The sequence below is a fragment of the Enterobacter cloacae complex sp. IR5384 genome, assembly GCF_049237265.1.
GTDB classification, from domain to species: Bacteria; Pseudomonadota; Gammaproteobacteria; order Enterobacterales; family Enterobacteriaceae; genus Enterobacter; species Enterobacter cloacae.
The window spans coordinates 34,742-54,266 of record NZ_JBMKHJ010000027.1 but is presented as its reverse complement, the minus strand read 5'-3'; the positions used below and the strand labels follow the sequence as shown (position 1 = coordinate 54,266).

32 protein-coding genes are annotated in these 19,525 nt (G+C 51.7%); 2 read left to right on the top strand and 30 right to left on the bottom strand.

The genetic code is table 11. The annotated features are described in order from the left end of the window. Nucleotides 1–24 precede the first annotated feature (24 nt). From rpsN to rpsJ, 15 genes are all read right to left on the bottom strand, one after another. Nucleotides 25–330: a 30S ribosomal protein S14 gene (rpsN, locus tag ACOTX3_RS19100; RefSeq protein WP_013099026.1), complete on the bottom strand. Its 306-nt coding sequence runs from the start codon at nucleotides 328–330 to the stop codon at nucleotides 25–27. Between the two features lie 14 nt (nucleotides 331–344). Further along, nucleotides 345–884 (bottom strand): 50S ribosomal protein L5, encoded by a 540-nt coding sequence (rplE, locus tag ACOTX3_RS19095; protein WP_001096202.1) that lies wholly within the window; start codon nucleotides 882–884, stop codon nucleotides 345–347. A 14-nt stretch (nucleotides 885–898) separates the two neighbouring features. Then, a complete protein-coding gene (rplX, locus tag ACOTX3_RS19090) occupies nucleotides 899–1,213 on the bottom strand; it encodes a 50S ribosomal protein L24 (protein ID WP_000729185.1) in 315 nt (104 codons plus the stop codon). A 10-nt stretch (nucleotides 1,214–1,223) separates the two neighbouring features. Next, nucleotides 1,224–1,595, bottom strand: a complete 372-nt coding sequence (gene rplN, locus ACOTX3_RS19085) for a 50S ribosomal protein L14 (protein WP_002919748.1) — start codon at nucleotides 1,593–1,595, stop codon at nucleotides 1,224–1,226. 166 nt (nucleotides 1,596–1,761) lie between these two features. Further along, nucleotides 1,762–2,016, bottom strand: a complete 255-nt coding sequence (gene rpsQ / locus ACOTX3_RS19080; RefSeq protein ID WP_008503489.1) for a 30S ribosomal protein S17 — start codon at nucleotides 2,014–2,016, stop codon at nucleotides 1,762–1,764. Further along, nucleotides 2,016–2,207 carry a 50S ribosomal protein L29 gene (gene rpmC, locus ACOTX3_RS19075; RefSeq protein ID WP_013099027.1) on the bottom strand — a complete coding sequence of 64 codons (192 nt, stop codon included), beginning with the start codon at nucleotides 2,205–2,207 and terminating at the stop codon, nucleotides 2,016–2,018. Before rpmC ends, rpsQ begins: the two co-directional genes overlap by 1 nt. Continuing rightward, nucleotides 2,207–2,617, bottom strand: coding sequence for a 50S ribosomal protein L16 (gene rplP / locus ACOTX3_RS19070; protein WP_002919759.1), 411 nt, complete (start codon nucleotides 2,615–2,617; stop codon nucleotides 2,207–2,209). The genes rpmC and rplP overlap by 1 nt, the downstream gene beginning before the upstream one ends. Nucleotides 2,618–2,629: 12 nt before the next feature. Next, nucleotides 2,630–3,331 (bottom strand): 30S ribosomal protein S3, encoded by a 702-nt coding sequence (rpsC, locus tag ACOTX3_RS19065; RefSeq protein ID WP_000529945.1) that lies wholly within the window; start codon nucleotides 3,329–3,331, stop codon nucleotides 2,630–2,632. 17 nt (nucleotides 3,332–3,348) lie between these two features. Then, nucleotides 3,349–3,681: a 50S ribosomal protein L22 gene (gene rplV, locus ACOTX3_RS19060; protein WP_002919773.1), complete on the bottom strand. Its 333-nt coding sequence runs from the start codon at nucleotides 3,679–3,681 to the stop codon at nucleotides 3,349–3,351. A gap of 14 nt (nucleotides 3,682–3,695) precedes the next feature. Continuing rightward, nucleotides 3,696–3,974 (bottom strand): 30S ribosomal protein S19, encoded by a 279-nt coding sequence (gene rpsS / locus ACOTX3_RS19055; RefSeq protein WP_001138117.1) that lies wholly within the window; start codon nucleotides 3,972–3,974, stop codon nucleotides 3,696–3,698. A 16-nt stretch (nucleotides 3,975–3,990) separates the two neighbouring features. Further along, on the bottom strand, nucleotides 3,991–4,812 hold the full coding sequence (gene rplB, locus ACOTX3_RS19050) for a 50S ribosomal protein L2 (RefSeq protein ID WP_000301859.1): 822 nt from the start codon (nucleotides 4,810–4,812) through the stop codon (nucleotides 3,991–3,993). A gap of 17 nt (nucleotides 4,813–4,829) precedes the next feature. Next, entirely contained in the window at nucleotides 4,830–5,132 is a 303-nt protein-coding gene (rplW, locus tag ACOTX3_RS19045) for a 50S ribosomal protein L23 (protein WP_000617546.1), read from the bottom strand. After that, on the bottom strand, nucleotides 5,129–5,734 hold the full coding sequence (rplD, locus tag ACOTX3_RS19040) for a 50S ribosomal protein L4 (protein WP_000424395.1): 606 nt from the start codon (nucleotides 5,732–5,734) through the stop codon (nucleotides 5,129–5,131). The genes rplW and rplD overlap by 4 nt, the downstream gene beginning before the upstream one ends. Nucleotides 5,735–5,744: 10 nt before the next feature. After that, complete coding sequence (gene rplC, locus ACOTX3_RS19035) at nucleotides 5,745–6,374, bottom strand: 50S ribosomal protein L3 (protein ID WP_003863274.1); 630 nt, start codon at nucleotides 6,372–6,374, stop codon at nucleotides 5,745–5,747. Nucleotides 6,375–6,406: 32 nt separating this feature from the next. Continuing rightward, on the bottom strand, nucleotides 6,407–6,718 hold the full coding sequence (gene rpsJ / locus ACOTX3_RS19030; RefSeq protein WP_001181005.1) for a 30S ribosomal protein S10: 312 nt from the start codon (nucleotides 6,716–6,718) through the stop codon (nucleotides 6,407–6,409). 380 nt (nucleotides 6,719–7,098) lie between these two features. Between rpsJ and ACOTX3_RS19025 the strand changes: the two genes are divergently transcribed. Further along, on the top strand, nucleotides 7,099–7,572 hold the full coding sequence (locus tag ACOTX3_RS19025) for a prepilin peptidase (protein WP_057072483.1): 474 nt from the start codon (nucleotides 7,099–7,101) through the stop codon (nucleotides 7,570–7,572). Here ACOTX3_RS19025 and bfr read toward each other — a convergent pair. The 11 genes from bfr to fkpA form a co-directional block, all read right to left on the bottom strand. After that, complete coding sequence (gene bfr, locus ACOTX3_RS19020; protein WP_013099029.1) at nucleotides 7,556–8,032, bottom strand: bacterioferritin; 477 nt, start codon at nucleotides 8,030–8,032, stop codon at nucleotides 7,556–7,558. The two genes, ACOTX3_RS19025 and bfr, sit on opposite strands and share 17 nt — an antisense overlap. Nucleotides 8,033–8,104: 72 nt before the next feature. Next, complete coding sequence (bfd, locus tag ACOTX3_RS19015; RefSeq protein WP_008503493.1) at nucleotides 8,105–8,299, bottom strand: bacterioferritin-associated ferredoxin; 195 nt, start codon at nucleotides 8,297–8,299, stop codon at nucleotides 8,105–8,107. 180 nt (nucleotides 8,300–8,479) lie between these two features. Continuing rightward, nucleotides 8,480–9,664 carry an elongation factor Tu gene (gene tuf / locus ACOTX3_RS19010; RefSeq protein ID WP_023620081.1) on the bottom strand — a complete coding sequence of 395 codons (1,185 nt, stop codon included), beginning with the start codon at nucleotides 9,662–9,664 and terminating at the stop codon, nucleotides 8,480–8,482. Nucleotides 9,665–9,733: 69 nt separating this feature from the next. Then, nucleotides 9,734–11,848: an elongation factor G gene (fusA, locus tag ACOTX3_RS19005; RefSeq protein ID WP_013099032.1), complete on the bottom strand. Its 2,115-nt coding sequence runs from the start codon at nucleotides 11,846–11,848 to the stop codon at nucleotides 9,734–9,736. A 96-nt stretch (nucleotides 11,849–11,944) separates the two neighbouring features. Further along, complete coding sequence (gene rpsG, locus ACOTX3_RS19000; RefSeq protein WP_003861706.1) at nucleotides 11,945–12,415, bottom strand: 30S ribosomal protein S7; 471 nt, start codon at nucleotides 12,413–12,415, stop codon at nucleotides 11,945–11,947. A gap of 96 nt (nucleotides 12,416–12,511) precedes the next feature. Beyond that, a complete protein-coding gene (gene rpsL, locus ACOTX3_RS18995; protein ID WP_000246815.1) occupies nucleotides 12,512–12,886 on the bottom strand; it encodes a 30S ribosomal protein S12 in 375 nt (124 codons plus the stop codon). A 124-nt stretch (nucleotides 12,887–13,010) separates the two neighbouring features. Continuing rightward, the gene (gene tusB, locus ACOTX3_RS18990; RefSeq protein WP_013099033.1) at nucleotides 13,011–13,298 is read right to left on the bottom strand and encodes a sulfurtransferase complex subunit TusB; all 288 of its coding nucleotides are present in this window, start codon (nucleotides 13,296–13,298) and stop codon (nucleotides 13,011–13,013) included. A 7-nt stretch (nucleotides 13,299–13,305) separates the two neighbouring features. Beyond that, nucleotides 13,306–13,665 (bottom strand): sulfurtransferase complex subunit TusC, encoded by a 360-nt coding sequence (gene tusC / locus ACOTX3_RS18985; protein ID WP_048972831.1) that lies wholly within the window; start codon nucleotides 13,663–13,665, stop codon nucleotides 13,306–13,308. Further along, nucleotides 13,665–14,051 carry a sulfurtransferase complex subunit TusD gene (tusD, locus tag ACOTX3_RS18980; protein ID WP_058679222.1) on the bottom strand — a complete coding sequence of 129 codons (387 nt, stop codon included), beginning with the start codon at nucleotides 14,049–14,051 and terminating at the stop codon, nucleotides 13,665–13,667. The genes tusC and tusD overlap by 1 nt, the downstream gene beginning before the upstream one ends. Continuing rightward, nucleotides 14,051–14,773, bottom strand: a complete 723-nt coding sequence (locus tag ACOTX3_RS18975) for a helix-turn-helix transcriptional regulator (protein ID WP_003861697.1) — start codon at nucleotides 14,771–14,773, stop codon at nucleotides 14,051–14,053. The genes tusD and ACOTX3_RS18975 overlap by 1 nt, the downstream gene beginning before the upstream one ends. A gap of 165 nt (nucleotides 14,774–14,938) precedes the next feature. Then, nucleotides 14,939–15,760 (bottom strand): FKBP-type peptidyl-prolyl cis-trans isomerase, encoded by an 822-nt coding sequence (gene fkpA / locus ACOTX3_RS18970; RefSeq protein ID WP_013099036.1) that lies wholly within the window; start codon nucleotides 15,758–15,760, stop codon nucleotides 14,939–14,941. Nucleotides 15,761–15,998: 238 nt separating this feature from the next. Between fkpA and ACOTX3_RS18965 the strand changes: the two genes are divergently transcribed. Further along, nucleotides 15,999–16,217, top strand: coding sequence for a protein SlyX (locus ACOTX3_RS18965; protein WP_003861693.1), 219 nt, complete (start codon nucleotides 15,999–16,001; stop codon nucleotides 16,215–16,217). 51 nt (nucleotides 16,218–16,268) lie between these two features. Here ACOTX3_RS18965 and slyD read toward each other — a convergent pair whose 3' ends face one another. The 4 genes from slyD to kefG form a co-directional block, all read right to left on the bottom strand. Beyond that, nucleotides 16,269–16,853 carry a peptidylprolyl isomerase gene (gene slyD, locus ACOTX3_RS18960; RefSeq protein WP_013099037.1) on the bottom strand — a complete coding sequence of 195 codons (585 nt, stop codon included), beginning with the start codon at nucleotides 16,851–16,853 and terminating at the stop codon, nucleotides 16,269–16,271. Between the two features lie 94 nt (nucleotides 16,854–16,947). Further along, nucleotides 16,948–17,148 carry a YheV family putative zinc ribbon protein gene (locus ACOTX3_RS18955; RefSeq protein ID WP_013099038.1) on the bottom strand — a complete coding sequence of 67 codons (201 nt, stop codon included), beginning with the start codon at nucleotides 17,146–17,148 and terminating at the stop codon, nucleotides 16,948–16,950. A gap of 13 nt (nucleotides 17,149–17,161) precedes the next feature. Further along, on the bottom strand, nucleotides 17,162–18,967 hold the full coding sequence (gene kefB, locus ACOTX3_RS18950) for a glutathione-regulated potassium-efflux system protein KefB (RefSeq protein WP_020690480.1): 1,806 nt from the start codon (nucleotides 18,965–18,967) through the stop codon (nucleotides 17,162–17,164). Next, nucleotides 18,967–19,518 carry a glutathione-regulated potassium-efflux system ancillary protein KefG gene (gene kefG, locus ACOTX3_RS18945; protein WP_013099040.1) on the bottom strand — a complete coding sequence of 184 codons (552 nt, stop codon included), beginning with the start codon at nucleotides 19,516–19,518 and terminating at the stop codon, nucleotides 18,967–18,969. Before kefG ends, kefB begins: the two co-directional genes overlap by 1 nt. Nucleotides 19,519–19,525: the final 7 nt, after the last annotated feature.

Genomic DNA, 19,525 nt, shown 5'->3' with positions numbered 1-19,525 from the left:
CTCCCGTGATTCAATTGGTGACAATTACCAGCTAGCCTTTTTCAAGCCTGGCACTTCACCGCGCATGGCGGCTTCACGCAGCTTAATACGGCTCAACCCGAACTTGCCCACATAACCATGTGGACGACCTGTTTGACGGCAGCGGTTACGCTGACGAGACGGGCTGGAATCACGCGGCAGAGTTTGCAGCTTGAGAACTGCGTTCCAACGATCTTCGTCGGAAGCGTTCACATCAGAGATGATCGCTTTCAGTTCAGCGCGTTTAGCGAAGAATTTATCAGCTAAAGCTACGCGTTTTACTTCGCGTGCTTTCATTGATTGCTTAGCCATTCAGTAACCCTACCTTACTTGCGGAACGGGAAGTCAAAGGCAGCCAGCAGAGCACGGCCTTCTTCGTCAGATTTCGCAGTAGTGGTAATGGTAATATCCAAACCACGCACGCGGTCGACTTTATCGTAGTCGATTTCTGGGAAGATGATCTGCTCACGGACACCCATGCTGTAGTTACCACGACCGTCGAATGACTTAGCGGACAGGCCACGGAAGTCACGGATACGAGGTACAGCAATAGTGATCAGGCGCTCAAAGAACTCCCACATGCGTTCGCCACGCAGAGTTACTTTACAGCCGATCGGATAGCCCTGACGGATTTTGAAGCCTGCAACTGATTTGCGTGCTTTGGTGATCAGCGGTTTTTGACCGGAGATTGCTGTCAGGTCAGCTGCTGCGTTATCCAGCAGTTTCTTGTCAGCGATCGCTTCACCAACACCCATGTTCAGGGTGATCTTCTCGACCCGAGGGACTTGCATGACAGAATTGTAGTTAAACTCAGTCATGAGTTTCTTAACTACTTCGTCTTTGTAGTAATCATGCAGTTTCGCCATCGTACTACTCCAAATTACTTGATAGTTTCGCTGTTAGACTTGAAGAAACGGACTTTTTTGCCGTCTTCGAATCTAAAGCCTACACGGTCAGCCTTGCCGGTTGCCGCATTGAAGATTGCAACGTTAGAAACCTGAATAGCAGCTTCTTTTTCAACGATGCCGCCTGGTTGGTTCAGGGCCGGAACCGGCTTCTGATGTTTCTTAACCAGGTTGATACCTTCAACAATGACCTTGCCGGAAGACAGGACATTTTTTACTTTACCGCGTTTACCTTTATCTTTACCGGTTAACACGATAACTTCGTCATCACGACGGATTTTCGCTGCCATGATTCGCTCCTTAGAGTACTTCTGGTGCCAGAGAGATAATTTTCATGAACTTCTCAGTACGAAGTTCACGAGTTACCGGCCCAAAGATACGCGTGCCGATTGGCTGCTCGCTGTTATTGTTCAAAATAACGCATGCATTACCATCGAAGCGAATGACAGAACCGTCAGGGCGACGAACACCCTTCTTGGTGCGCACCACTACCGCTTTCAGCACATCACCTTTTTTGACCTTACCACGTGGAATTGCTTCTTTGATGGTGATCTTGATGATGTCGCCTACGCCTGCGTAGCGACGGTGCGAGCCACCCAGAACCTTGATACACATTACGCGACGTGCACCGGAGTTGTCGGCGACGTTCAGCATAGTCTGTTCTTGGATCATTTTAGTGCTCCGCTAATGTCAACTACTACCTGAGACTCTAAAATCAGAGCCGTTAAAAAGCCCCATATCGAGGGCGCGGCATTATAACACCGCTTCTGCAATATGGGTAGAAAAAATAAACGGCTCATCGCTGAGCCGTTTATTCGTATCGAGAACGGGTACTGTATTACAGAACCGCTTTCTCTACAACGCGAACCAGCGTCCAGGACTTAGTCTTGGACAGTGGACGGCATTCACGGATTTCAACCTTGTCGCCGATACCACATTCGTTGTTCTCGTCATGTACGTGCAGTTTGGTCGTACGCTTGATGAATTTACCGTAGATCGGGTGTTTCACAATGCGTTCGATAGCAACAACGATGGATTTCTCCATTTTGTCGCTAACAACACGACCTTGCAGAGTACGGATTTTATCGGTCATTACGCACCCGCCTTCTCAGTCAGTAAAGTCTTAACGCGTGCAACATTGCGACGCACTTGCTTCAGCAGGTGGGTCTGTTGCAGCTGGCCACTTGCAGCCTGCATACGCAGGTTGAACTGCTCGCGCAGCAGGTTCAGCAGCTCAGCGTTCAGCTCTTCAACGCTCTTTTCACGCAGCTCTTTTGCTTTCATTACATCACCGTCTTAGTTACAAAGGTGGTTTTGATAGGCAGTTTCGCTGCTGCCAGGCCGAAGGCTTCACGGGCCAGCTCTTCCGGAACACCGTCCATTTCATACAGGACTTTGCCCGGTTGGATCAAGGCAACCCAGTACTCCACGTTACCTTTACCTTTACCCATACGAACTTCCAGCGGCTTCTCGGTGATCGGTTTGTCCGGGAATACACGGATCCAGATCTTACCTTGACGCTTAACTGCACGGGTCATTGCACGACGTGCTGCTTCGATCTGACGTGCAGTCAGACGACCACGGCCAACAGCTTTCAGACCGAAAGTGCCGAAGCTAACATCCGTACCCTGCGCCAGACCACGGTTGCGGCCTTTGTGCACTTTACGGAATTTTGTACGCTTTGGTTGTAACATCAGCGACGCTCCTTATTTACGGCCTTTACGCTGCTGCTTTTTAGGTTGAGCAGCCGGTTTTTCCGGTTGTTCAACAGCAGCCATACCACCCAGGATCTCACCTTTGAAGATCCATACCTTAACGCCGATTACACCGTAAGTGGTGTGCGCTTCAGAGGTGTTGTAGTCGATGTCAGCACGCAGAGTGTGCAGCGGTACGCGACCTTCACGGTACCATTCGGTACGTGCGATTTCCGCGCCGCCCAGACGGCCGCTAACTTCAACTTTGATACCTTTAGCGCCCAGACGCATTGCGTTCTGTACAGCACGCTTCATAGCACGACGGAACATAACACGACGTTCCAGCTGAGAAGTGATGCTGTCAGCAACCAATTTAGCGTCCAGTTCAGGCTTACGAACTTCAGCGATATTGATCTGTGCAGGAACGCCAGCGATATCCGCTACGACCTTGCGCAGTTTTTCTACGTCTTCGCCTTTCTTACCGATAACGATGCCAGGGCGAGCAGTGTGAATAGTCACACGGATGCTCTTAGCTGGACGCTCGATAACGATACGAGATACAGACGCTTTAGCCAGTTCCTTCGTCAGGTACTGACGTACTTTAAAATCGCTGTCCAGGTTGTCAGCGAATTCTTTGGTGTTCGCAAACCAGGTAGAGTTCCATGGTTTTACAATACCCAGGCGAATACCATTAGGATGTACTTTCTGACCCATTGCTAGTCTCCAGAGTCTCAGCGATCGGACACAACCACAGTAATGTGGCTGGTGCGCTTCAGGATGCGATCTGCACGACCTTTCGCACGCGGCATAATGCGCTTCATGCTTGGGCCTTCATCTACGAAAATTTTCGCGACTTTCAGATCGTCGATGTCAGCGCCATCGTTGTGTTCAGCGTTAGCAATGGCAGATTCCAGTACTTTCTTGACCAATACCGCAGCTTTCTTGTTGGTATAGGTCAGGATGTCCAGGGCCTGCGACACTTTCTTACCGCGAATCAGGTCAGCAACAAGGCGAACCTTCTGTGCAGAAGAACGAGCATGGCGATGTTGAGCTAAAGTTTCCATCTCTTCCTCCTACCTTATTTCTTCTTCGCTTTTTTATCAGCAGCGTGGCCGCGATAAGTACGAGTCGGTGCGAATTCACCCAGTTTGTGACCAACCATTTCGTCGGTAACAAAGACTGGAACGTGCTGACGACCATTATGGACAGCGATGGTCAAACCGATCATGTTAGGAAAGATCGTTGAACGACGGGACCAAGTGCGCAGGGGCTTCTTGTCTCCGCTTTCCACCGCTTTCTCTACCTTCTTCAGCAAGTGCAGGTCAATAAAAGGACCTTTCTTGAGAGAACGTGGCATGGCTTATCCTCTAAAATTATTTGCTACGGCGACGTACGATAAATTTATCAGTACGCTTGTTGCTGCGGGTCTTCTTACCTTTGGTCTGAACGCCCCACGGAGTTACCGGGTGCTTACCAAAGTTACGACCTTCACCACCACCATGTGGGTGGTCTACTGGGTTCATCGCAGTACCGCGAACGGTAGGACGAACACCACGCCAGCGTGCAGCACCAGCTTTACCCAGAACGCGCAGCATATGCTCAGCATTGCCAACTTCGCCCAGAGTAGCGCGGCAGTCTGCTTCGACTTTACGCATTTCACCAGAACGCAGACGCAGGGTGACATAAGCACCGTCACGCGCAACGATCTGAACGTAAGTACCCGCGGAACGCGCCAGCTGACCGCCTTTACCTGGTTTCATTTCTACGTTATGAACGGTAGAACCAACCGGGATATTGCGCATCGGCAGGGTGTTGCCTGCTTTGATTGCAGCATCAACGCCAGACTGAATCTGGTCGCCAGCTTTCAGGCCTTTAGGGGCCAGGATGTAACGGCGTTCGCCGTCTTTGTACAGAACCAGCGCGATGTTCGCGGAACGGTTCGGATCGTACTCAAGACGCTCAACAACTGCTGGGATACCGTCTTTGTTGCGTTTGAAGTCAACAATACGATAAGCCTGCTTGTGGCCACCACCGATGTGACGAGTGGTGATACGGCCATTGTTGTTACGACCACCGGATTTGCTGTTTTTTTCCAGCAACGGAGCAAAAGGTTTGCCCTTGTGCAGCTCAGGGTTAACCACTTTAACTACGTGGCGACGACCCGGAGATGTCGGTTTACATTTAACAACTGCCATTGTATTACTCCTCCGACTTACTCAGCGCCGCCAACGAAGTCCAGGTTCTGGCCTTCTTTCAGGGTGACGTAAGCTTTTTTCCAGTCGCTACGACGACCGATACGCTGTCCGTGACGTTTAACTTTCCCTTTAACTACCAGGGTGTTAACGACTTCGACTTCGACTTCAAACAGTTTCTGCACAGCAGCTTTGATCTCTGCTTTGGTCGCGTCTTTAGCAACTTTGAGAACGATGGTGTTTGTTTTTTCCATCGCAGTAGACGCTTTTTCAGAAACGTGCGGTGCGCGCAGCACCTTCAGCAGACGTTCTTCACGAATCATGCCAGCATCTCCTCAACTTGCTTAACAGCATCAGCAGTCATTACGACTTTGTCGAAGGCGATCAGGCTAACCGGGTCGATACCAGTCGCGTCGCGTACGTCAACCTTGTGCAGGTTGCGCGCGGCCAGGAACAGGTTCTCGTCCAGCTCACCGGTGATGATCAGCACATCTTCCAGAGCCATGTCTTTCAGTTTCTGTGCCAGCAGCTTAGTTTTAGGCGCTTCTACAGAGAACTTCTCGACAACGATCAGACGATCCTGACGTACCAGTTCGGACAGGATGCTTTTCAGCGCGCCGCGGTACATCTTTTTGTTAACTTTTTGACTGTGGTCCTGTGGACGCGCAGCGAAGGTCACGCCACCTGAACGCCAGATCGGGCTCTTGATAGAACCTGAACGCGCACGGCCGGTACCTTTCTGGCGCCATGGCTTTTTGCCAGAACCAGTTACTTCAGCACGAGTCTTCTGAGCACGAGTACCCTGACGAGCACCAGCTGCATAAGCAACAACAACCTGGTGAACCAGCGCTTCGTTGAAATCACGACCGAAGGTAGTTTCGGAAACAGTCAGCGCGCTCTGCGCGTCTTTCAATACTAATTCCATTGCTATCCCCTTACGCCTTCACAGCTGGTTTAACGATCAGGTCGCTACCGGTTGCACCCGGGACCGCACCTTTAACCAGCAGCAGGTTGCGCTCAGCGTCAACACGTACTACGTCCAGGCTCTGAACAGTTACACGTTCGTTGCCCAGCTGACCTGCCATTTTCTTGCCTTTGAACACTTTGCCCGGAGTCTGGTTCTGACCGATAGAACCCGGAACGCGGTGAGACAAGGAGTTACCGTGAGTAGCGTCCTGGGTACGGAAGTTCCAGCGCTTAACGGTACCAGCAAAACCTTTACCTTTAGAGGTACCGGTTACGTCAACTTTTTTAACGTCAGCAAACAGCTCAACGCTAATGTCCTGACCTACGGTGAACTCTTCGCCTTCAGCAAGACGGAATTCCCACAGACCACGGCCAGCTTCAACGCCAGCTTTAGCGAAGTGACCCGCTTCTGGTTTGGTTACACGGTTAGCTTTTTTAGCACCAGTGGTAACCTGAATAGCGCGGTAGCCATCGTTAGCCAGATCTTTAACCTGAGTAACGCGGTTTGCTTCAACTTCGATTACGGTTACTGGGATAGAAACGCCATCTTCAGTGAAGATGCGGGTCATACCCACTTTTTTACCGACTAAACCAATCATTGTTTCAACCTCTCAATCGCTCGATGACCTGATTAACCCAGGCTGATCTGCACGTCTACACCGGCAGCCAGATCCAGACGCATCAGAGCATCAACGGTTTTCTCAGTTGGCTCAACGATGTCAACCAGACGCTTGTGAGTGCGGATTTCGTACTGATCACGCGCGTCTTTGTTCACGTGCGGGGAGATCAGAACGGTGAAGCGCTCTTTGCGGGTCGGCAGCGGGATCGGACCACGGACTTGCGCACCAGTGCGCTTAGCAGTCTCGACGATTTCCGCGGTTGATTGATCGATCAGACGATGATCAAACGCTTTAAGGCGGATACGGATTCTTTGGTTCTGCATGAGACCAGAGCTCCAATTATTTTATAAACGAAAATGATTACTCCTCAAACCCATTACGATTGATGGGAGAGTGTAACCGTTCTTACGTAGCTCCCCAATTGGGAGCATTGTTGAGTAACAAAATGAGTCACTCCGGTTCAGATTGAACCCGCCGTCAATTACGACAAGCCCGCGCATTATACGTAAATCTGGGCAAGACGCAAGTGCCGTTTAGAATTTAAGCGCTAAAGGTGTACCTTGCGTAAGGCCTCGCACTATTTTCTGCAATCCGTCCCCTTTCTTCTGTTCTTATGAAACCACTACGCAATTACATTTTTTGGCTATTGCCAGGCATTCGTGGTGTGGAGAGTATGCGCTGAAATTCACTTGAGGTTTCGTTCATGCTTACTCTCCTCCCCTTCCTGCTCATCTATTTTGTTCTCTCATGTTTACTGGTGCGTGAAGATATTCGCTCAGGCATTCTCCCTGATAAATATCTCTGTCCCCTGTTATGGGCTGGTTTGCTCTATCAACTCTGTCTTCACCCTGATTTTCTGCCTGGTGCAGTGGTCGGGGCGATGGCAGGGTATGTCGGCTTTGCCATGATCTACTGGGGTTATCGGCTAATATTTCGCCGTGAAGGGATGGGCTATGGCGATGTGAAGTATCTTTCGGCACTCGGTGCATGGCATGGTTGGTGCGTGTTGCCCGAACTGGCACTGGTTGCCGCACTATTGGCGCTGCTCTACCTTCTTATGACTTCGTTGTTCAACCCTGCCAGACGGACATTAAAAAACCCACTGCCTTTTGGGCCATTTCTGGCGGCAGCGGGTTTATGTGTAGGTTGGCAGACGCTGGTTAATCTTCCACTTTAATCTGCGACTGGAGATAGTTTTGCAGGCCAATTTTGCCAATGAGATCCAGCTCGGTTTCCAGCCAGTCGATATGCCCTTCTTCATCGGCCAGAATCTGGATCATCATATCGCGGCTAACGTAGTCATGGACGCTGTCTGCGTAGGCAATAGCTTCGCGAAGGTCTTTTGCGCCTTCAAGTTCAAGTCTGAGATCGGATCGCAGCATCTCTTCAACATCTTCACCGATGCCGAGTTTACCGAGGTCCTGCAGGTTGGGGATGCCTTCGAGAAATAAAATACGCTCGATATATTTATCGGCATGTTTCATCTCATCGATGGATTCGTGATACTCAACGTCGTTGAGGCGCATGAGGCCCCAGTTTTTAAACATTCTCGCATGGAGAAAATACTGATTGATTGCGACAAGCTCATTTCCCAATAATTTATTGAGATAACTTATGATTTTAACATCACCTTTCATTATATAGTCCCTCCGCTTCCACTCATTGAAGCGTAGATCGGGCTACAGGGATGTCAAAAAAAAGATGGGCGCTTACGCGATCTCTTTGTATTCCGGGATCTGCATCAGTTCATCCTGCATGATTTCACGCGCTGCGCGTACGCATTTACCGCATTGATTTCCCACTGGAACAAACTTGCGAAGTTGCTGGAAGGACTGTGGCTGAAACTGGCGAACGGCCTGACGTATTTTTTTGTCACTCACACCATTACATAAACAAACGTACATAAAGACTCCCGTTCAAAATATGCGCAAAGTGTAAGTGAGAATGGTTATGATTACAATAGCACAAACGCCAGTATACGGGGCGGGAGCAAACAAAAAATGCGAAAATTTGTGACAAGTACACACGCTAAGAAAACAAAAAAGGACGCCGAAGCGTCCTTTTTTTTATTCGGGGATAATTAATTAGCCCAGAACTTTAGCAACAACGCCCGCGCCAACGGTACGGCCGCCTTCACGGATTGCGAAACGCAGACCGTCGTCCATCGCGATTGGGTGGATCAGAGTCACAACCATCTTGATGTTGTCGCCTGGCATTACCATCTCTACGCCTTCTGGCAGTTCGATGGTACCGGTCACGTCAGTTGTACGGAAGTAGAACTGTGGACGGTAGCCTTTGAAGAACGGAGTATGACGGCCGCCTTCGTCTTTGGACAGGATGTACACTTCAGATTCGAACTTGGTGTGTGGCTTGATTGAGCCTGGCTTCGCCAGAACCTGACCACGTTCGATTTCTTCACGTTTGATACCACGCAGCAGAACACCAACGTTCTCACCAGCACGGCCTTCATCCAGCAGTTTGCGGAACATTTCAACGCCAGTACAGGTAGACTTCGCAGTCTCTTTGATACCAACGATTTCAACTTCTTCACCCACTTTGATGATACCGCGCTCTACACGACCGGTAACAACGGTACCACGACCGGAGATGGAGAATACGTCTTCGATTGGCAGCAGGAATGGCTTGTCAATCGCACGCTCTGGTTCTGGGATGTAAGAATCCAGGTAGCCAGCCAGTTCGATGATTTTCTCTTCCCACTCTGCTTCGCCTTCCAGCGCTTTCAGCGCGGAACCACGAACGATTGGGGTATCGTCACCTGGGAAATCGTACTGAGACAGCAGTTCACGAACTTCCATCTCTACCAGTTCCAGCAGCTCTTCGTCATCAACCATGTCGCATTTGTTCAGGAACACGATGATGTAAGGAACGCCTACCTGACGACCCAGCAGGATGTGCTCACGAGTCTGAGGCATTGGGCCGTCAGTCGCAGCTACTACCAGGATCGCGCCGTCCATCTGCGCAGCACCGGTGATCATGTTTTTAACATAGTCGGCGTGGCCTGGGCAGTCTACGTGTGCGTAGTGGCGAGTCGGGGTGTCATATTCAACGTGAGAGGTGTTGATGGTGATACCACGAGCTTTTTCTTCTGGTGCGTTATCGATCTGGTCGAATGCACGAGCAGAACCACCGTAGGTTTTAGCCAGAACGGTAGTGATTGCAGCAGTCAGGGTAGTTTTACCATGGTCAACGTGGCCGATAGTACCAACGTTGACGTGCGGTTTTGTACGTTCAAATTTTTCTTTAGACACGGCTATATTCCTTACTATAGTGCTCTCCCCTCAGGAGAGAGCACGGGACTTAGGTTTTAATCCTGTGGATTACTTACCACGGGCTTCAATAACGGCCTGAGCAACGTTGTTAGGCGCATCATCATACTTCAGGAATTCCATGGTGTATGATGCACGACCTTTGGTCAGAGAACGCAGCTGAGTTGCATATCCGAACATTTCAGACAGCGGAACTTCAGCGTGGATCTTAACGCCAGTTACTTCGGATTCCTGACCGCGCAGCATACCGCGACGACGGCTCAAGTCACCGATAACGTCACCGGTGTTCTCTTCAGGAGTTTCTACTTCAACCTTCATGATTGGCTCAAGCAGAACTGGTTTTGCTTTCTTAAAGCCTTCTTTAAAGGCAATAGACGCAGCCAGTTTAAACGCCAGTTCAGAGGAGTCAACGTCGTGGTAAGAACCGAAGTGCAGACGGATACCCATGTCAACAACCGGATAGCCAGCCAGAGGGCCCGCTTTCAGCTGTTCCTGGATGCCTTTATCAACGGCAGGGATGTATTCGCCAGGAATTACACCACCTTTGATGTCGTTGATGAACTCGTAACCTTTCGGGTTAGAGCCCGGCTCCAGTGGGTACATGTCGATCACAACGTGACCGTACTGACCGCGACCACCAGACTGCTTAGCGTGTTTACCTTCGATATCGGTAACTTTCGCGCGAATCGCTTCGCGGTAAGCAACCTGAGGTTTACCCACGTTCGCTTCAACGTTGAACTCGCGCTTCATACGGTCAACGATGATGTCCAGGTGCAGTTCACCCATACCTGCGATGATGGTCTGGTTAGATTCTTCATCAGTCCATACGCGGAATGATGGGTCTTCTTTCGCCAGACGGCCCAGAGCCAGACCCATTTTTTCCTGGTCAGCTTTGGTTTTTGGTTCAACCGCGATGGAGATTACCGGCTCAGGGAATTCCATACGCTCCAGAATGATCGGGTGATCCGGGTCACACAGGGTGTCACCGGTGGTCACGTCTTTCAGACCGATAGCTGCAGCGATGTCGCCCGCACGAACTTCTTTGATCTCTTCACGTTTGTTAGCGTGCATCTGTACGATACGGCCAAAACGTTCACGCGCCGCTTTCACGGAGTTCAGGATGGTGTCACCGGAGTTAACCACACCAGAGTAAACGCGGAAGAAGGTCAGGTTACCCACGAATGGGTCGGTAGCAATTTTGAACGCCAGTGCAGAGAACGGCTCGTCGTCGCTTGCGTGACGCTCAGCCGGAGTATCTTTACCGTCGTCCAGGATGCCGTTGATCGCAGGAACGTCAACCGGGGATGGCAGGTAGTCAACTACCGCATCCAGCATCGCCTGAACACCTTTGTTCTTGAACGCAGAACCACAGGTTACCAGGATGATTTCGTTGTTCAGAACACGCTGACGCAGAGCTTTTTTGATCTCTTCTTCAGTCAGTTCTTCACCACCCAGGTATTTCTCCATCAGCTCTTCAGAAGCTTCAGCAGCGGATTCGATCAGGTTCTGGTGCCATTCGTCAGCCAGGTCCTGCATCTCAGCCGGGATATCTTCGTATTCGAAGGTAACGCCCTGGTCTGCATCGTTCCAGTTGATGGCTTTCATTTTCACCAGGTCGATAACGCCGGTGAAGCCTTCTTCAGCACCAATTGCCAGCTGCAGCGGAACAGGGTTCGCGCCCAGACGGGTTTTGATCTGACCAACAACTTTCAGGAAGTTAGCACCCATACGGTCCATTTTGTTAACGAACGCGATGCGTGGAACTTTATATTTGTTCGCCTGACGCCATACGGTTTCAGACTGTGGCTGAACACCACCAACTGCGCAATAAACCATTACCGCGCCGTCAAGAACACGCATGGAACGTTCTACTTCGATGGTGAAGTCAACGTGCCCTGGGGTGTCGATGATGTTTACGCGATGCGGTTCGTACTGCTTAGCCATACCTGACCAGAATGCAGTAGTCGCTGCGGAGGTGATAGTAATACCACGCTCCTGCTCCTGTTCCATCCAGTCCATGGTGGCTGCGCCGTCATGAACTTCACCGATTTTATGGTTTACACCGGTGTAGAACAGAATACGTTCGGTAGTAGTGGTCTTACCGGCGTCGATGTGCGCACTGATACCGATGTTACGGTAGCGTGCGATGGGTGTTGTACGAGCCATTTGATTCCTCGTTTGTTTCTTTAGGCGTTCAGTTAAGTAACCCAGAGCGGGCAGCTTCTCTGAAGCGCCCGCCTGGTGACTAATACTCCGAAGGGATTACCAACGGTAGTGTGCGAACGCCTTGTTGGCTTCTGCCATACGGTGAACGTCTTCACGTTTCTTAACTGCAGTACCTTTGTTTTCTGCAGCATCAGAAAGTTCGTTCGCCAGACGCAGAGCCATGGATTTATCACCGCGTTTACGAGCAGCTTCAACGATCCAACGCATTGCCAGGGCATTACGACGAACCGGACGAACTTCAACTGGAACCTGATAAGTAGAACCACCAACGCGGCGGGACTTAACTTCTACAGTTGGGCGAACGTTGTCGAGAGCGACTTCGAAAGCTTCCAGTTCATTTTTACCAGAACGCTGAGCCAGGGTCTCCAGCGCGCTGTATACGATTGCTTCTGCAGTAGATTTTTTACCATCTACCATCAGGATATTTACAAATTTTGCCAGCAGTTCTGATCCGAATTTCGGATCTGGAAGAATTTTACGCTGACCAATGACGCGACGACGTGGCATGGGAATACTCCGTTGTTAATTCAGGATTGTCCAAAACTCTACGAGTTTAGTTTGACATTAAGATAAATCAGTTTGGCCTTACTTAACGGAGAACCATTAAGCCTTAGGACGCTTCACGCCGTACTTGGAGCGAGCCTGCTTACGGTCTTTAACACCTGAGCAGTCCAGCGCACCACGAACGGTGTGGTAACGAACACCCGGAAGGTCTTTAACACGACCGCCACGGATCAGGATCACGGAGTGCTCCTGCAGGTTGTGACCTTCACCACCGATGTAGGAAGTCACTTCGAAACCGTTAGTCAAACGCACACGGCATACTTTACGCAGTGCGGAGTTTGGTTTTTTAGGAGTGGTGGTATACACACGAGTACATACACCACGTTTCTGCGGGCATGCTTCCAGCGCAGGCACGTTGCTCTTTGCAACTTTGCGTGCACGTGGTTTGCGTACCAGCTGGTTAACTGTTGCCATTAAATAGCTCCTGGTTTTAGCTTTTGCTTCGTAAACACGTAATAAAACGACCTCATACAATATGAGGACGCGAAATTTTAGGGCTACGTCGAAAAGGTGTCAAGAAATATACAGCGATCTCAAATCACCAGTTCATTTGACTGGCGTGCGTCACAGTAAGATTGACGAAATCAGTATAGCCAACCACGTCAATTTTGGCTGAAATTTGACCAGAAAGACCCCGCGCATCCAGATCGTCCTTTAGCGCAGAGACAGTTATGGGGGCATTTGTAAGGATTTCAACGAAACGGCTGCCTTCCAGCGCAGCAAGTACGCCATCCTGAATCAGCAGCAGGTCATCACCTTCGCGCAGCATGCTCAGTAGCGTGTCGATATCACATTGCCACGGTGAGCGGCTCAGGGTATGGAGCATGGCAGCCTCAGAAAGTCAGAACAGTGTCGTAGTGAGAGAGTTGTTCGCGTAGCGCAGCAGAAGACAGGCACGTGACATCCAGAACAAAAGGCGTCTTCTCATCTAATCCGCGAGCGGCCAGCGAGTCGGCACACACATAGAAGGTTTCAATGTCGTACAGCGGCAACACTTTAAAGGTGGCGATGTAATCCCGCATCAAAATCGCCTGCGGTTGCTGTCCCGCCAGAAGCTGAAACACCCCGTCCCCTAAAAAGAAGACGCCGATCTCCTCGGTCAATGCAGATGTCGCGAGCAGCGCATCCAGCCCTTCTCGGCCCGATGCGCTACCGTGCGGGGCAGTGGTAAAAACAAACGCTACGCGTTTCATCAGAATTGCACCACTCGGTCACAGGTGAGCGCAGCCTGCGCCAGCGCGCCCAGACCACTTAGTGAAAATCCGGGCTGCAGGTTGGAACCGGCTAAACCAAGACGCGCGGCTTCGGTTGTATCAGCCACACCGCGACGCAGGGCCGCTGCCACGCAGATATGCAATTCAACACCCTGCGTCTCATTTAACGCCTGCCAGGCGCGCACCAGATCAAACTCATCGCTGGCCGGCGACGTAAACTGGTTCGCGTTATAGACCCCTTCCCGATAAAAGAAGACGCTCACCAGTTCATGTCCGGCTTTTAGCAGCGCCTGGGCAAATTGCAGCGCGCTCCTGGCCTGCTGAGTGCCATACGCCGGGCCTGTCACCATTAACGCAAAACGCATTACTTATCCTGCCCCAGGAAATCACCGCTTTTGAACTGGCGAATATAGAGGTAGACCGTATGTTTGGAAATGTTCAGGCGGTCAGCCACCTGATTGATGGCGTCTTTGATATCAAAAATGCCTTTTTCATAGAGATTCAGCACGATCTGACGGTTCTTGGCGTTGTTCGATACGTTGCGATCGGCATTCACCTCTTCAATCGTGAACTCCAGCGTCTGCGTGACGAGATCCTCAACTGAAGAGGCAAAGTTAACAGAAGAGCCCACGTCTGGCGTTTCAGGCGGAATAAAGGTGCTCATGATTTGCGAGAATGGCACATCAAGGTTCATGTTGATGCACAGCAGTCCGATCACACGATGCTCGCGATTTCGAATAGCAATGGTTTCTGATTTCATCAGCACGCCGCTTTTGGCGCGAGTGAAATAGCATTTGGAGACGCTGCTGTCCGCGCCGGTCATGTCATGCAGCATACGCAATGCAAGGTCGGTAATTGGCGAACCAATTTTACGGCCAGTATGCTCACCATTAGCAATGCGGATGGCGGAACACTTCAGATCTTGCAGGGAGTGCAATACGATTTCGCAGTGGGACCCAATGAGCATCGCTAACCCGTCCACCACCGCTTCGTAGGATTTCAGAATATCGAAGTCGGTCTGGTCGAAAGGACGTTGATCCAGCAAATCAAGTTCACTGGTTTCGTTGGTTAAAAGCGACCTGGACATGAAAAAAACACTCCTTTTCAGGAGCCTGTCGTTAGGTTTTCAGGGCAGGCTCATTATCTACACGGACAACTAAATTAATACAGCGTACCTGGCACTTTCCAGTGTTAATTATATCTGCCCCACAATAAAAAAACCGCCGCCTTAAAGGCGGCGGTTTTCATCACATTACTTCTTCGCGTCTGCGGCAGCTTTTTGATCTGCCTGCGCTTCTGGTTTCGCATCGGCTTTCGGTGCCGGTTTGATATCCAGCAGCTCTACGTCAAACACCAGCGTAGAGTTGGCAGGGATACCCGGAACGCCGGTTTTGCCATAGGCCAGATCCGGTGGGATAACCAGCTTGATCTTACCGCCTTTCTTGATGTTTTTCAGACCTTCGGTCCAGCCTGGGATCACACCATCCAGACGGAAGGAGAGCGGCTCACCGCGGGTGTAGGAGTTATCGAACTCTTTACCGTCGATCAGCGTACCTTTGTAGTTCACCACGACAGTATCGCTGTCTTTCGGTGCATCACCGGTACCTTCTTTCTCAACTTTGTATACCAGGCCGGTAGAAGAGGTTTTTACGCCCTTCTCTTTAGCAAAGGTATCGCGGTAGGCTTTGCCTTTCGCTTCGTTGTCTTTCGCGTCCGCTTCCATCTTCGTTTGAGCGGCACCTTTCACACGCGCTTCGAACGCCTGCAGAGTCTGTTCAATTTCCTGGTCAGACAGTTTGCTCTTATCAGCAAACGCATCCTGAACACCCGCGATCAGCTGAGCTTTGTCCAGTTTGATGCCCAGTTTCTCTTGTTCTTTCAGAGAATTTTCCATGTAACGACCCAGAGATGCGCCCAGTGCGTAGGCAGATTTCTGGTCGTCATTTTTGAACGCCGCTTTGCTGTCTGCAGTTGCAGCAGGCTTCGCAGCAGTATCAGCAGCGAAGGACAGCGGCGCGTTCAGCGCAACAGCCATCGTCGTCGCCAGCAGCGTTACTTTAAACAGTGATTTCATCCATATCTCCAGGGCCTGGGGACTCTCACCCCAGCATTAAACGTAAATGAGCTACGTACTATAAAACGTTGTGGAAGAAATCTACAGACAGACTCTCCCGATTCTCGCCACTTTTAAGACTATTTTTGTTTAAATAAGTTTCTTGCCAAAGGGATGGATACTGCACTAAGGAACAAACTCAGTTAAACTTCGCCACCGCTGGCCCATTATGGCGAATCAGAAACAGACGAGGTGAATGATGAAGGACACAACGATTGAAGCGAGACTGGCTGAACTGGAAAGCCGCCTGGCTTTTCAGGACATCACCATCGAAGAGCTTAACCAGACCGTGACCGCGCATGAACTCGAAATGGCGAAACTGCGGGATCATATGCGCCTGCTGACGGAAAAGCTGAAGGCTACGCAGCCGTCAAACATCGCCTCACAGTCTGAAGAGACGCCACCACCTCACTATTGAGGCGAAAAAAAAGCGGGATAATCCCGCTTTTTTATTTTCCGTTATACGGAATTAGTGGCAGCCACAGCCGCCGTTACCGCAACCACCTTTACCGTGGTCGTGACCATGGTCGTGGCCGTGGCCACCGCAGCAGCCGTCATGGCCGTGATCGTGGTCATGGTCGTGACCGTGCGCACCGTGAACGTGGCCATGAGCCAGCTCTTCTTCGGTTGCTTCACGGATAGCGACAACTTCTACGTTGAACTTCAGGTTCTGGCCAGCCAGCATGTGGTTGCCATCAACCACAACGTGGTCGTCTTCAACTTCAGTAATTTCAACCGGAACCGGGCCCTGGTCAGTTTCCGCCAGGAAGCGCATGCCAACCTGCAGTTCGTCAACGCCCATGAACACGTCTTTAGGAACGCGCTGAACCAGGTTGTCGTCATACTGGCCGTATGCGTCGTTCGCGCCTACAGCAACGTCAAATTTATCGCCAACTTCATGACCTTCCAGCGCGTTTTCCAGGCCGGAAATCAGGGAACCGTGACCATGCAGGTAGTCCAGCGGCGCACTCACCGGAGACTCATCAACCAACACACCGTCTTCTGTACGTACCTGATAGGCCAGGCTGACCACCAGGTCTTTTGCTACTTTCATGATATCTCCTGAGCGTGGGAAAATTGCTGGCGCAGATTGTAGCGGAAATCTGCACCCGTGTACCCTTTAGCTTAAAAAAACTCAGGGCATATCGCTAGTCCGGATGAAAAATGCCGATCACTTGCTCTTCTTTGCGCACATGATCGCGTGCTTCTTTGTCGGCCTCACGCATCTGGTGGCCGCACTTAACACACTCAACAACATCAATATTATTTTCACGCCACATTGCCAGAGTATCTTGCGCCTGGCAGGAGGGGCACTTTGCGCCCGCAATAAAGCGTTTACGTACAGCCATATTTGGTTACCCTTTATTCAAATTCGTCCCAGCCGTCCAGCTGGCGTCGTTCCTGCTGCATCTCGCGCTGGAAAATCTCCTCCAGCTCGCGACGCGCTTCCCGCACGCGGGAAATCTGCGCCGTATCCGTGTGTACGGGCATCAACTCGCGCAGCATTCGCATATCCAGCCGTCGGAAGTGCATCTGGGCCCGCTGCGCCTGATGCGGGTGCATACCCAGCGAAATCAACGCTTTGCGCCCCAGCTCCAGCGCACTGGAAAACGTCTCACGCGAGAAGTGTTTCACACCCGCCTGCAACAGTTCGTGCGCTTCAACACGTCCCCGCGCACGCGCCAGAATATGCAGATGCGGGAAATGCTGCTGGCAGAGTTCGACCAGCTTCATCGTATCTTCCGGATCGTTACAGGTTATGACGATCGACTCCGCCGCCTCCGCACCTGCGGATCGCAGCAGTTCGAGTTGCGTCGCATCGCCGTAGTAAACCTTATAACCATATTTGCGCATCAGGTTGACCGCGCTGATATCCCGCTCGAGCACCGTGATGCGCATTTTGTTCGCCATCAGCAGACGACCAATCACCTGCCCGAAGCGGCCAAACCCCACCACAATCACTTGCGGCTTATCGTCTTCCACCCACGGGGCTTCGTCTTCATCATCAGCCGGGTTTAAGCGGCGCGACAGCAGTTTATCCACCAGCTTCATCAGCAGCGGTGTGGTCATCATCGACAGCGTGACCGTCACCAGCAGAAGCGCCATCTGATCGTCTTTGAACAGTTTCTGGGACGATGCCGTAGAGAACAGCACAAACGCGAACTCTCCCCCCTGGCTTAGCACGCTGGCAAACTGCATACGTTCCGAACTGCGCAGCCCGGATATACGCGCCAGGACATACAGCACCAGCGTTTTCACCGCCACCAGCACAGCCACGCTCACAATAACCCACAGCAGATGGGTATAGAGCACACCGAGATTGAGCGCCATGCCCACCGAAATAAAGAACAGCCCTAACAGCAGCCCTTTAAAGGGTTCGATCGCAATTTCCAGTTCGTGGCGGTATTCGCTCTCGGCGAGCAGCACCCCGGCGATAAACGTACCCAGCGCCATCGACAGCCCCAGCGCGTCCATAAACAGCGCAGAGCCTAATACCAGCAGCAGCGTTGCGGCTGTAAACACCTCGCGCACGCCTGACGCGGCGATAAAGCGGAACACCGGCCGCAGCAGAAAACGCCCCCCAATCAGCATGCCCGCAAAAGCCAGCACCTTCATGGAGACTTTTGCCCAGTCAAAGTGATCGTCACCCGGCCCGGCCAACAGCGGCACCAGCGCTAACGCCGGGATCACCGCTAAATCCTGAAACAGCAGCACCGAAAAGCCCAGTTGCCCCGACTCACTGCGGTTCATGCCCTTATCCCGCATCAGCTGCAATGCCATCGCCGTTGAGGACATGGCAAGGCCAATACCGCCGATGGTCGCCGCCTGCCACGAAAAGTCAGTGAGCATCAGCAACCCGGCCAGAATGGCCGCGCTGAACAGCACCTGCGCCGCACCAACGCCAAAGATAGAGCGCCGGAGCTGCCACAGCTTTGACGGATTCAGCTCCAGGCCAATGATGAACATCAGGAAGACCACACCCAGCTCGGAGAAATGGAGAATTTCATCGACATCGCTGATGAATCCCAGCCCCCAGGGGCCAATCGCGATCCCCGCCAGCAGATACCCGAGTACCGCGCCAATACCGAGCCGTGCGGCCAACGGTACAGCCACCACCGCGGCAAACAAAAACAGCACCCCGGCGAGGAGTAAATTCGATCCTTCCATTAACGCCCTCCTGCCGGAATCGGTGATGCCAGCCATTCGCCATACGCTCTGGCGTGGCTCGCCAGCTCCTTCGGATCCTGACGCCGTGCCCAGTAGACAATAATCGGGCTCATCCAGTGCATTCGGCACATCGCCGCCGTCAGTTCAAACGGTCGCAGGATATCGCTCATCGGATAACGGTTAAGGCCATCGTAGCGGTAGGCGCTCTCCGGCTCACCGGTGGTAATCACACTACGCCAGTACTTTCCCGCCAGTTGGTTGCCCCCCACCCCGCTGGAAAACCCCCGGCTCAGCACCCGATCCAGCCACTCTTTCAGCAGGGCCGGACAGCTATAGGTATAGAGCGGATGCTGGAACACAATCACATCATGCTGACGCAGCAATTCCTGCTCGTACGGAATATCGATAAAGAAATCAGGGTAGTGCGCGTAGAGATCGTGCACCGTCACGTTACTGAGCTGAGTAGCCGGCTTAAGCAGGACGCGGTTTGCCACCGAGTCCTGAGATTCCGGATGGGCATACAGCAGCAGCACTTTTGCTGTCTGAGACATCACTCCC

Bases quoted from the DNA above. Each gene is read 5' to 3' on its own strand.
- ACOTX3_RS18965 (WP_003861693.1), top strand. From the start codon at position 15,999: ATGAAGGACACAACGATTGAAGCGAGACTGGCTGAACTGGAAAGCCGC.
- rpsG (WP_003861706.1), bottom strand. From the start codon at position 12,415: ATGCCACGTCGTCGCGTCATTGGTCAGCGTAAAATTCTTCCAGATCCG.
- rplB (WP_000301859.1), bottom strand. From the start codon at position 4,812: ATGGCAGTTGTTAAATGTAAACCGACATCTCCGGGTCGTCGCCACGTA.
- rplV (WP_002919773.1), bottom strand. From the start codon at position 3,681: ATGGAAACTTTAGCTCAACATCGCCATGCTCGTTCTTCTGCACAGAAG.
- kefG (WP_013099040.1), bottom strand. From the start codon at position 19,518: ATGTCTCAGACAGCAAAAGTGCTGCTGCTGTATGCCCATCCGGAATCT.
- rpsJ (WP_001181005.1), bottom strand. From the start codon at position 6,718: ATGCAGAACCAAAGAATCCGTATCCGCCTTAAAGCGTTTGATCATCGT.
- fkpA (WP_013099036.1), bottom strand. From the start codon at position 15,760: ATGAAATCACTGTTTAAAGTAACGCTGCTGGCGACGACGATGGCTGTT.
- tusC (WP_048972831.1), bottom strand. From the start codon at position 13,665: ATGAAACGCGTAGCGTTTGTTTTTACCACTGCCCCGCACGGTAGCGCA.
- slyD (WP_013099037.1), bottom strand. From the start codon at position 16,853: ATGAAAGTAGCAAAAGACCTGGTGGTCAGCCTGGCCTATCAGGTACGT.
- ACOTX3_RS18955 (WP_013099038.1), bottom strand. From the start codon at position 17,148: ATGGCTGTACGTAAACGCTTTATTGCGGGCGCAAAGTGCCCCTCCTGC.
- rplW (WP_000617546.1), bottom strand. From the start codon at position 5,132: ATGATTCGTGAAGAACGTCTGCTGAAGGTGCTGCGCGCACCGCACGTT.
- rplC (WP_003863274.1), bottom strand. From the start codon at position 6,374: ATGATTGGTTTAGTCGGTAAAAAAGTGGGTATGACCCGCATCTTCACT.
- rpsQ (WP_008503489.1), bottom strand. From the start codon at position 2,016: ATGACCGATAAAATCCGTACTCTGCAAGGTCGTGTTGTTAGCGACAAA.
- ACOTX3_RS19025 (WP_057072483.1), top strand. From the start codon at position 7,099: ATGCTTACTCTCCTCCCCTTCCTGCTCATCTATTTTGTTCTCTCATGT.
- rplE (WP_001096202.1), bottom strand. From the start codon at position 884: ATGGCGAAACTGCATGATTACTACAAAGACGAAGTAGTTAAGAAACTC.
- ACOTX3_RS18975 (WP_003861697.1), bottom strand. From the start codon at position 14,773: ATGTCCAGGTCGCTTTTAACCAACGAAACCAGTGAACTTGATTTGCTG.
- rpsS (WP_001138117.1), bottom strand. From the start codon at position 3,974: ATGCCACGTTCTCTCAAGAAAGGTCCTTTTATTGACCTGCACTTGCTG.
- fusA (WP_013099032.1), bottom strand. From the start codon at position 11,848: ATGGCTCGTACAACACCCATCGCACGCTACCGTAACATCGGTATCAGT.
- rplN (WP_002919748.1), bottom strand. From the start codon at position 1,595: ATGATCCAAGAACAGACTATGCTGAACGTCGCCGACAACTCCGGTGCA.
- bfr (WP_013099029.1), bottom strand. From the start codon at position 8,032: ATGAAAGGTGATGTTAAAATCATAAGTTATCTCAATAAATTATTGGGA.
- tusD (WP_058679222.1), bottom strand. From the start codon at position 14,051: ATGCGTTTTGCGTTAATGGTGACAGGCCCGGCGTATGGCACTCAGCAG.
- rpsN (WP_013099026.1), bottom strand. From the start codon at position 330: ATGGCTAAGCAATCAATGAAAGCACGCGAAGTAAAACGCGTAGCTTTA.
- rplD (WP_000424395.1), bottom strand. From the start codon at position 5,734: ATGGAATTAGTATTGAAAGACGCGCAGAGCGCGCTGACTGTTTCCGAA.
- rplX (WP_000729185.1), bottom strand. From the start codon at position 1,213: ATGGCAGCGAAAATCCGTCGTGATGACGAAGTTATCGTGTTAACCGGT.
- rpsC (WP_000529945.1), bottom strand. From the start codon at position 3,331: ATGGGTCAGAAAGTACATCCTAATGGTATTCGCCTGGGTATTGTAAAA.
- bfd (WP_008503493.1), bottom strand. From the start codon at position 8,299: ATGTACGTTTGTTTATGTAATGGTGTGAGTGACAAAAAAATACGTCAG.
- kefB (WP_020690480.1), bottom strand. From the start codon at position 18,967: ATGGAAGGATCGAATTTACTCCTCGCCGGGGTGCTGTTTTTGTTTGCC.
- rplP (WP_002919759.1), bottom strand. From the start codon at position 2,617: ATGTTACAACCAAAGCGTACAAAATTCCGTAAAGTGCACAAAGGCCGC.
- rpmC (WP_013099027.1), bottom strand. From the start codon at position 2,207: ATGAAAGCAAAAGAGCTGCGTGAAAAGAGCGTTGAAGAGCTGAACGCT.
- rpsL (WP_000246815.1), bottom strand. From the start codon at position 12,886: ATGGCAACAGTTAACCAGCTGGTACGCAAACCACGTGCACGCAAAGTT.
- tusB (WP_013099033.1), bottom strand. From the start codon at position 13,298: ATGCTCCATACCCTGAGCCGCTCACCGTGGCAATGTGATATCGACACG.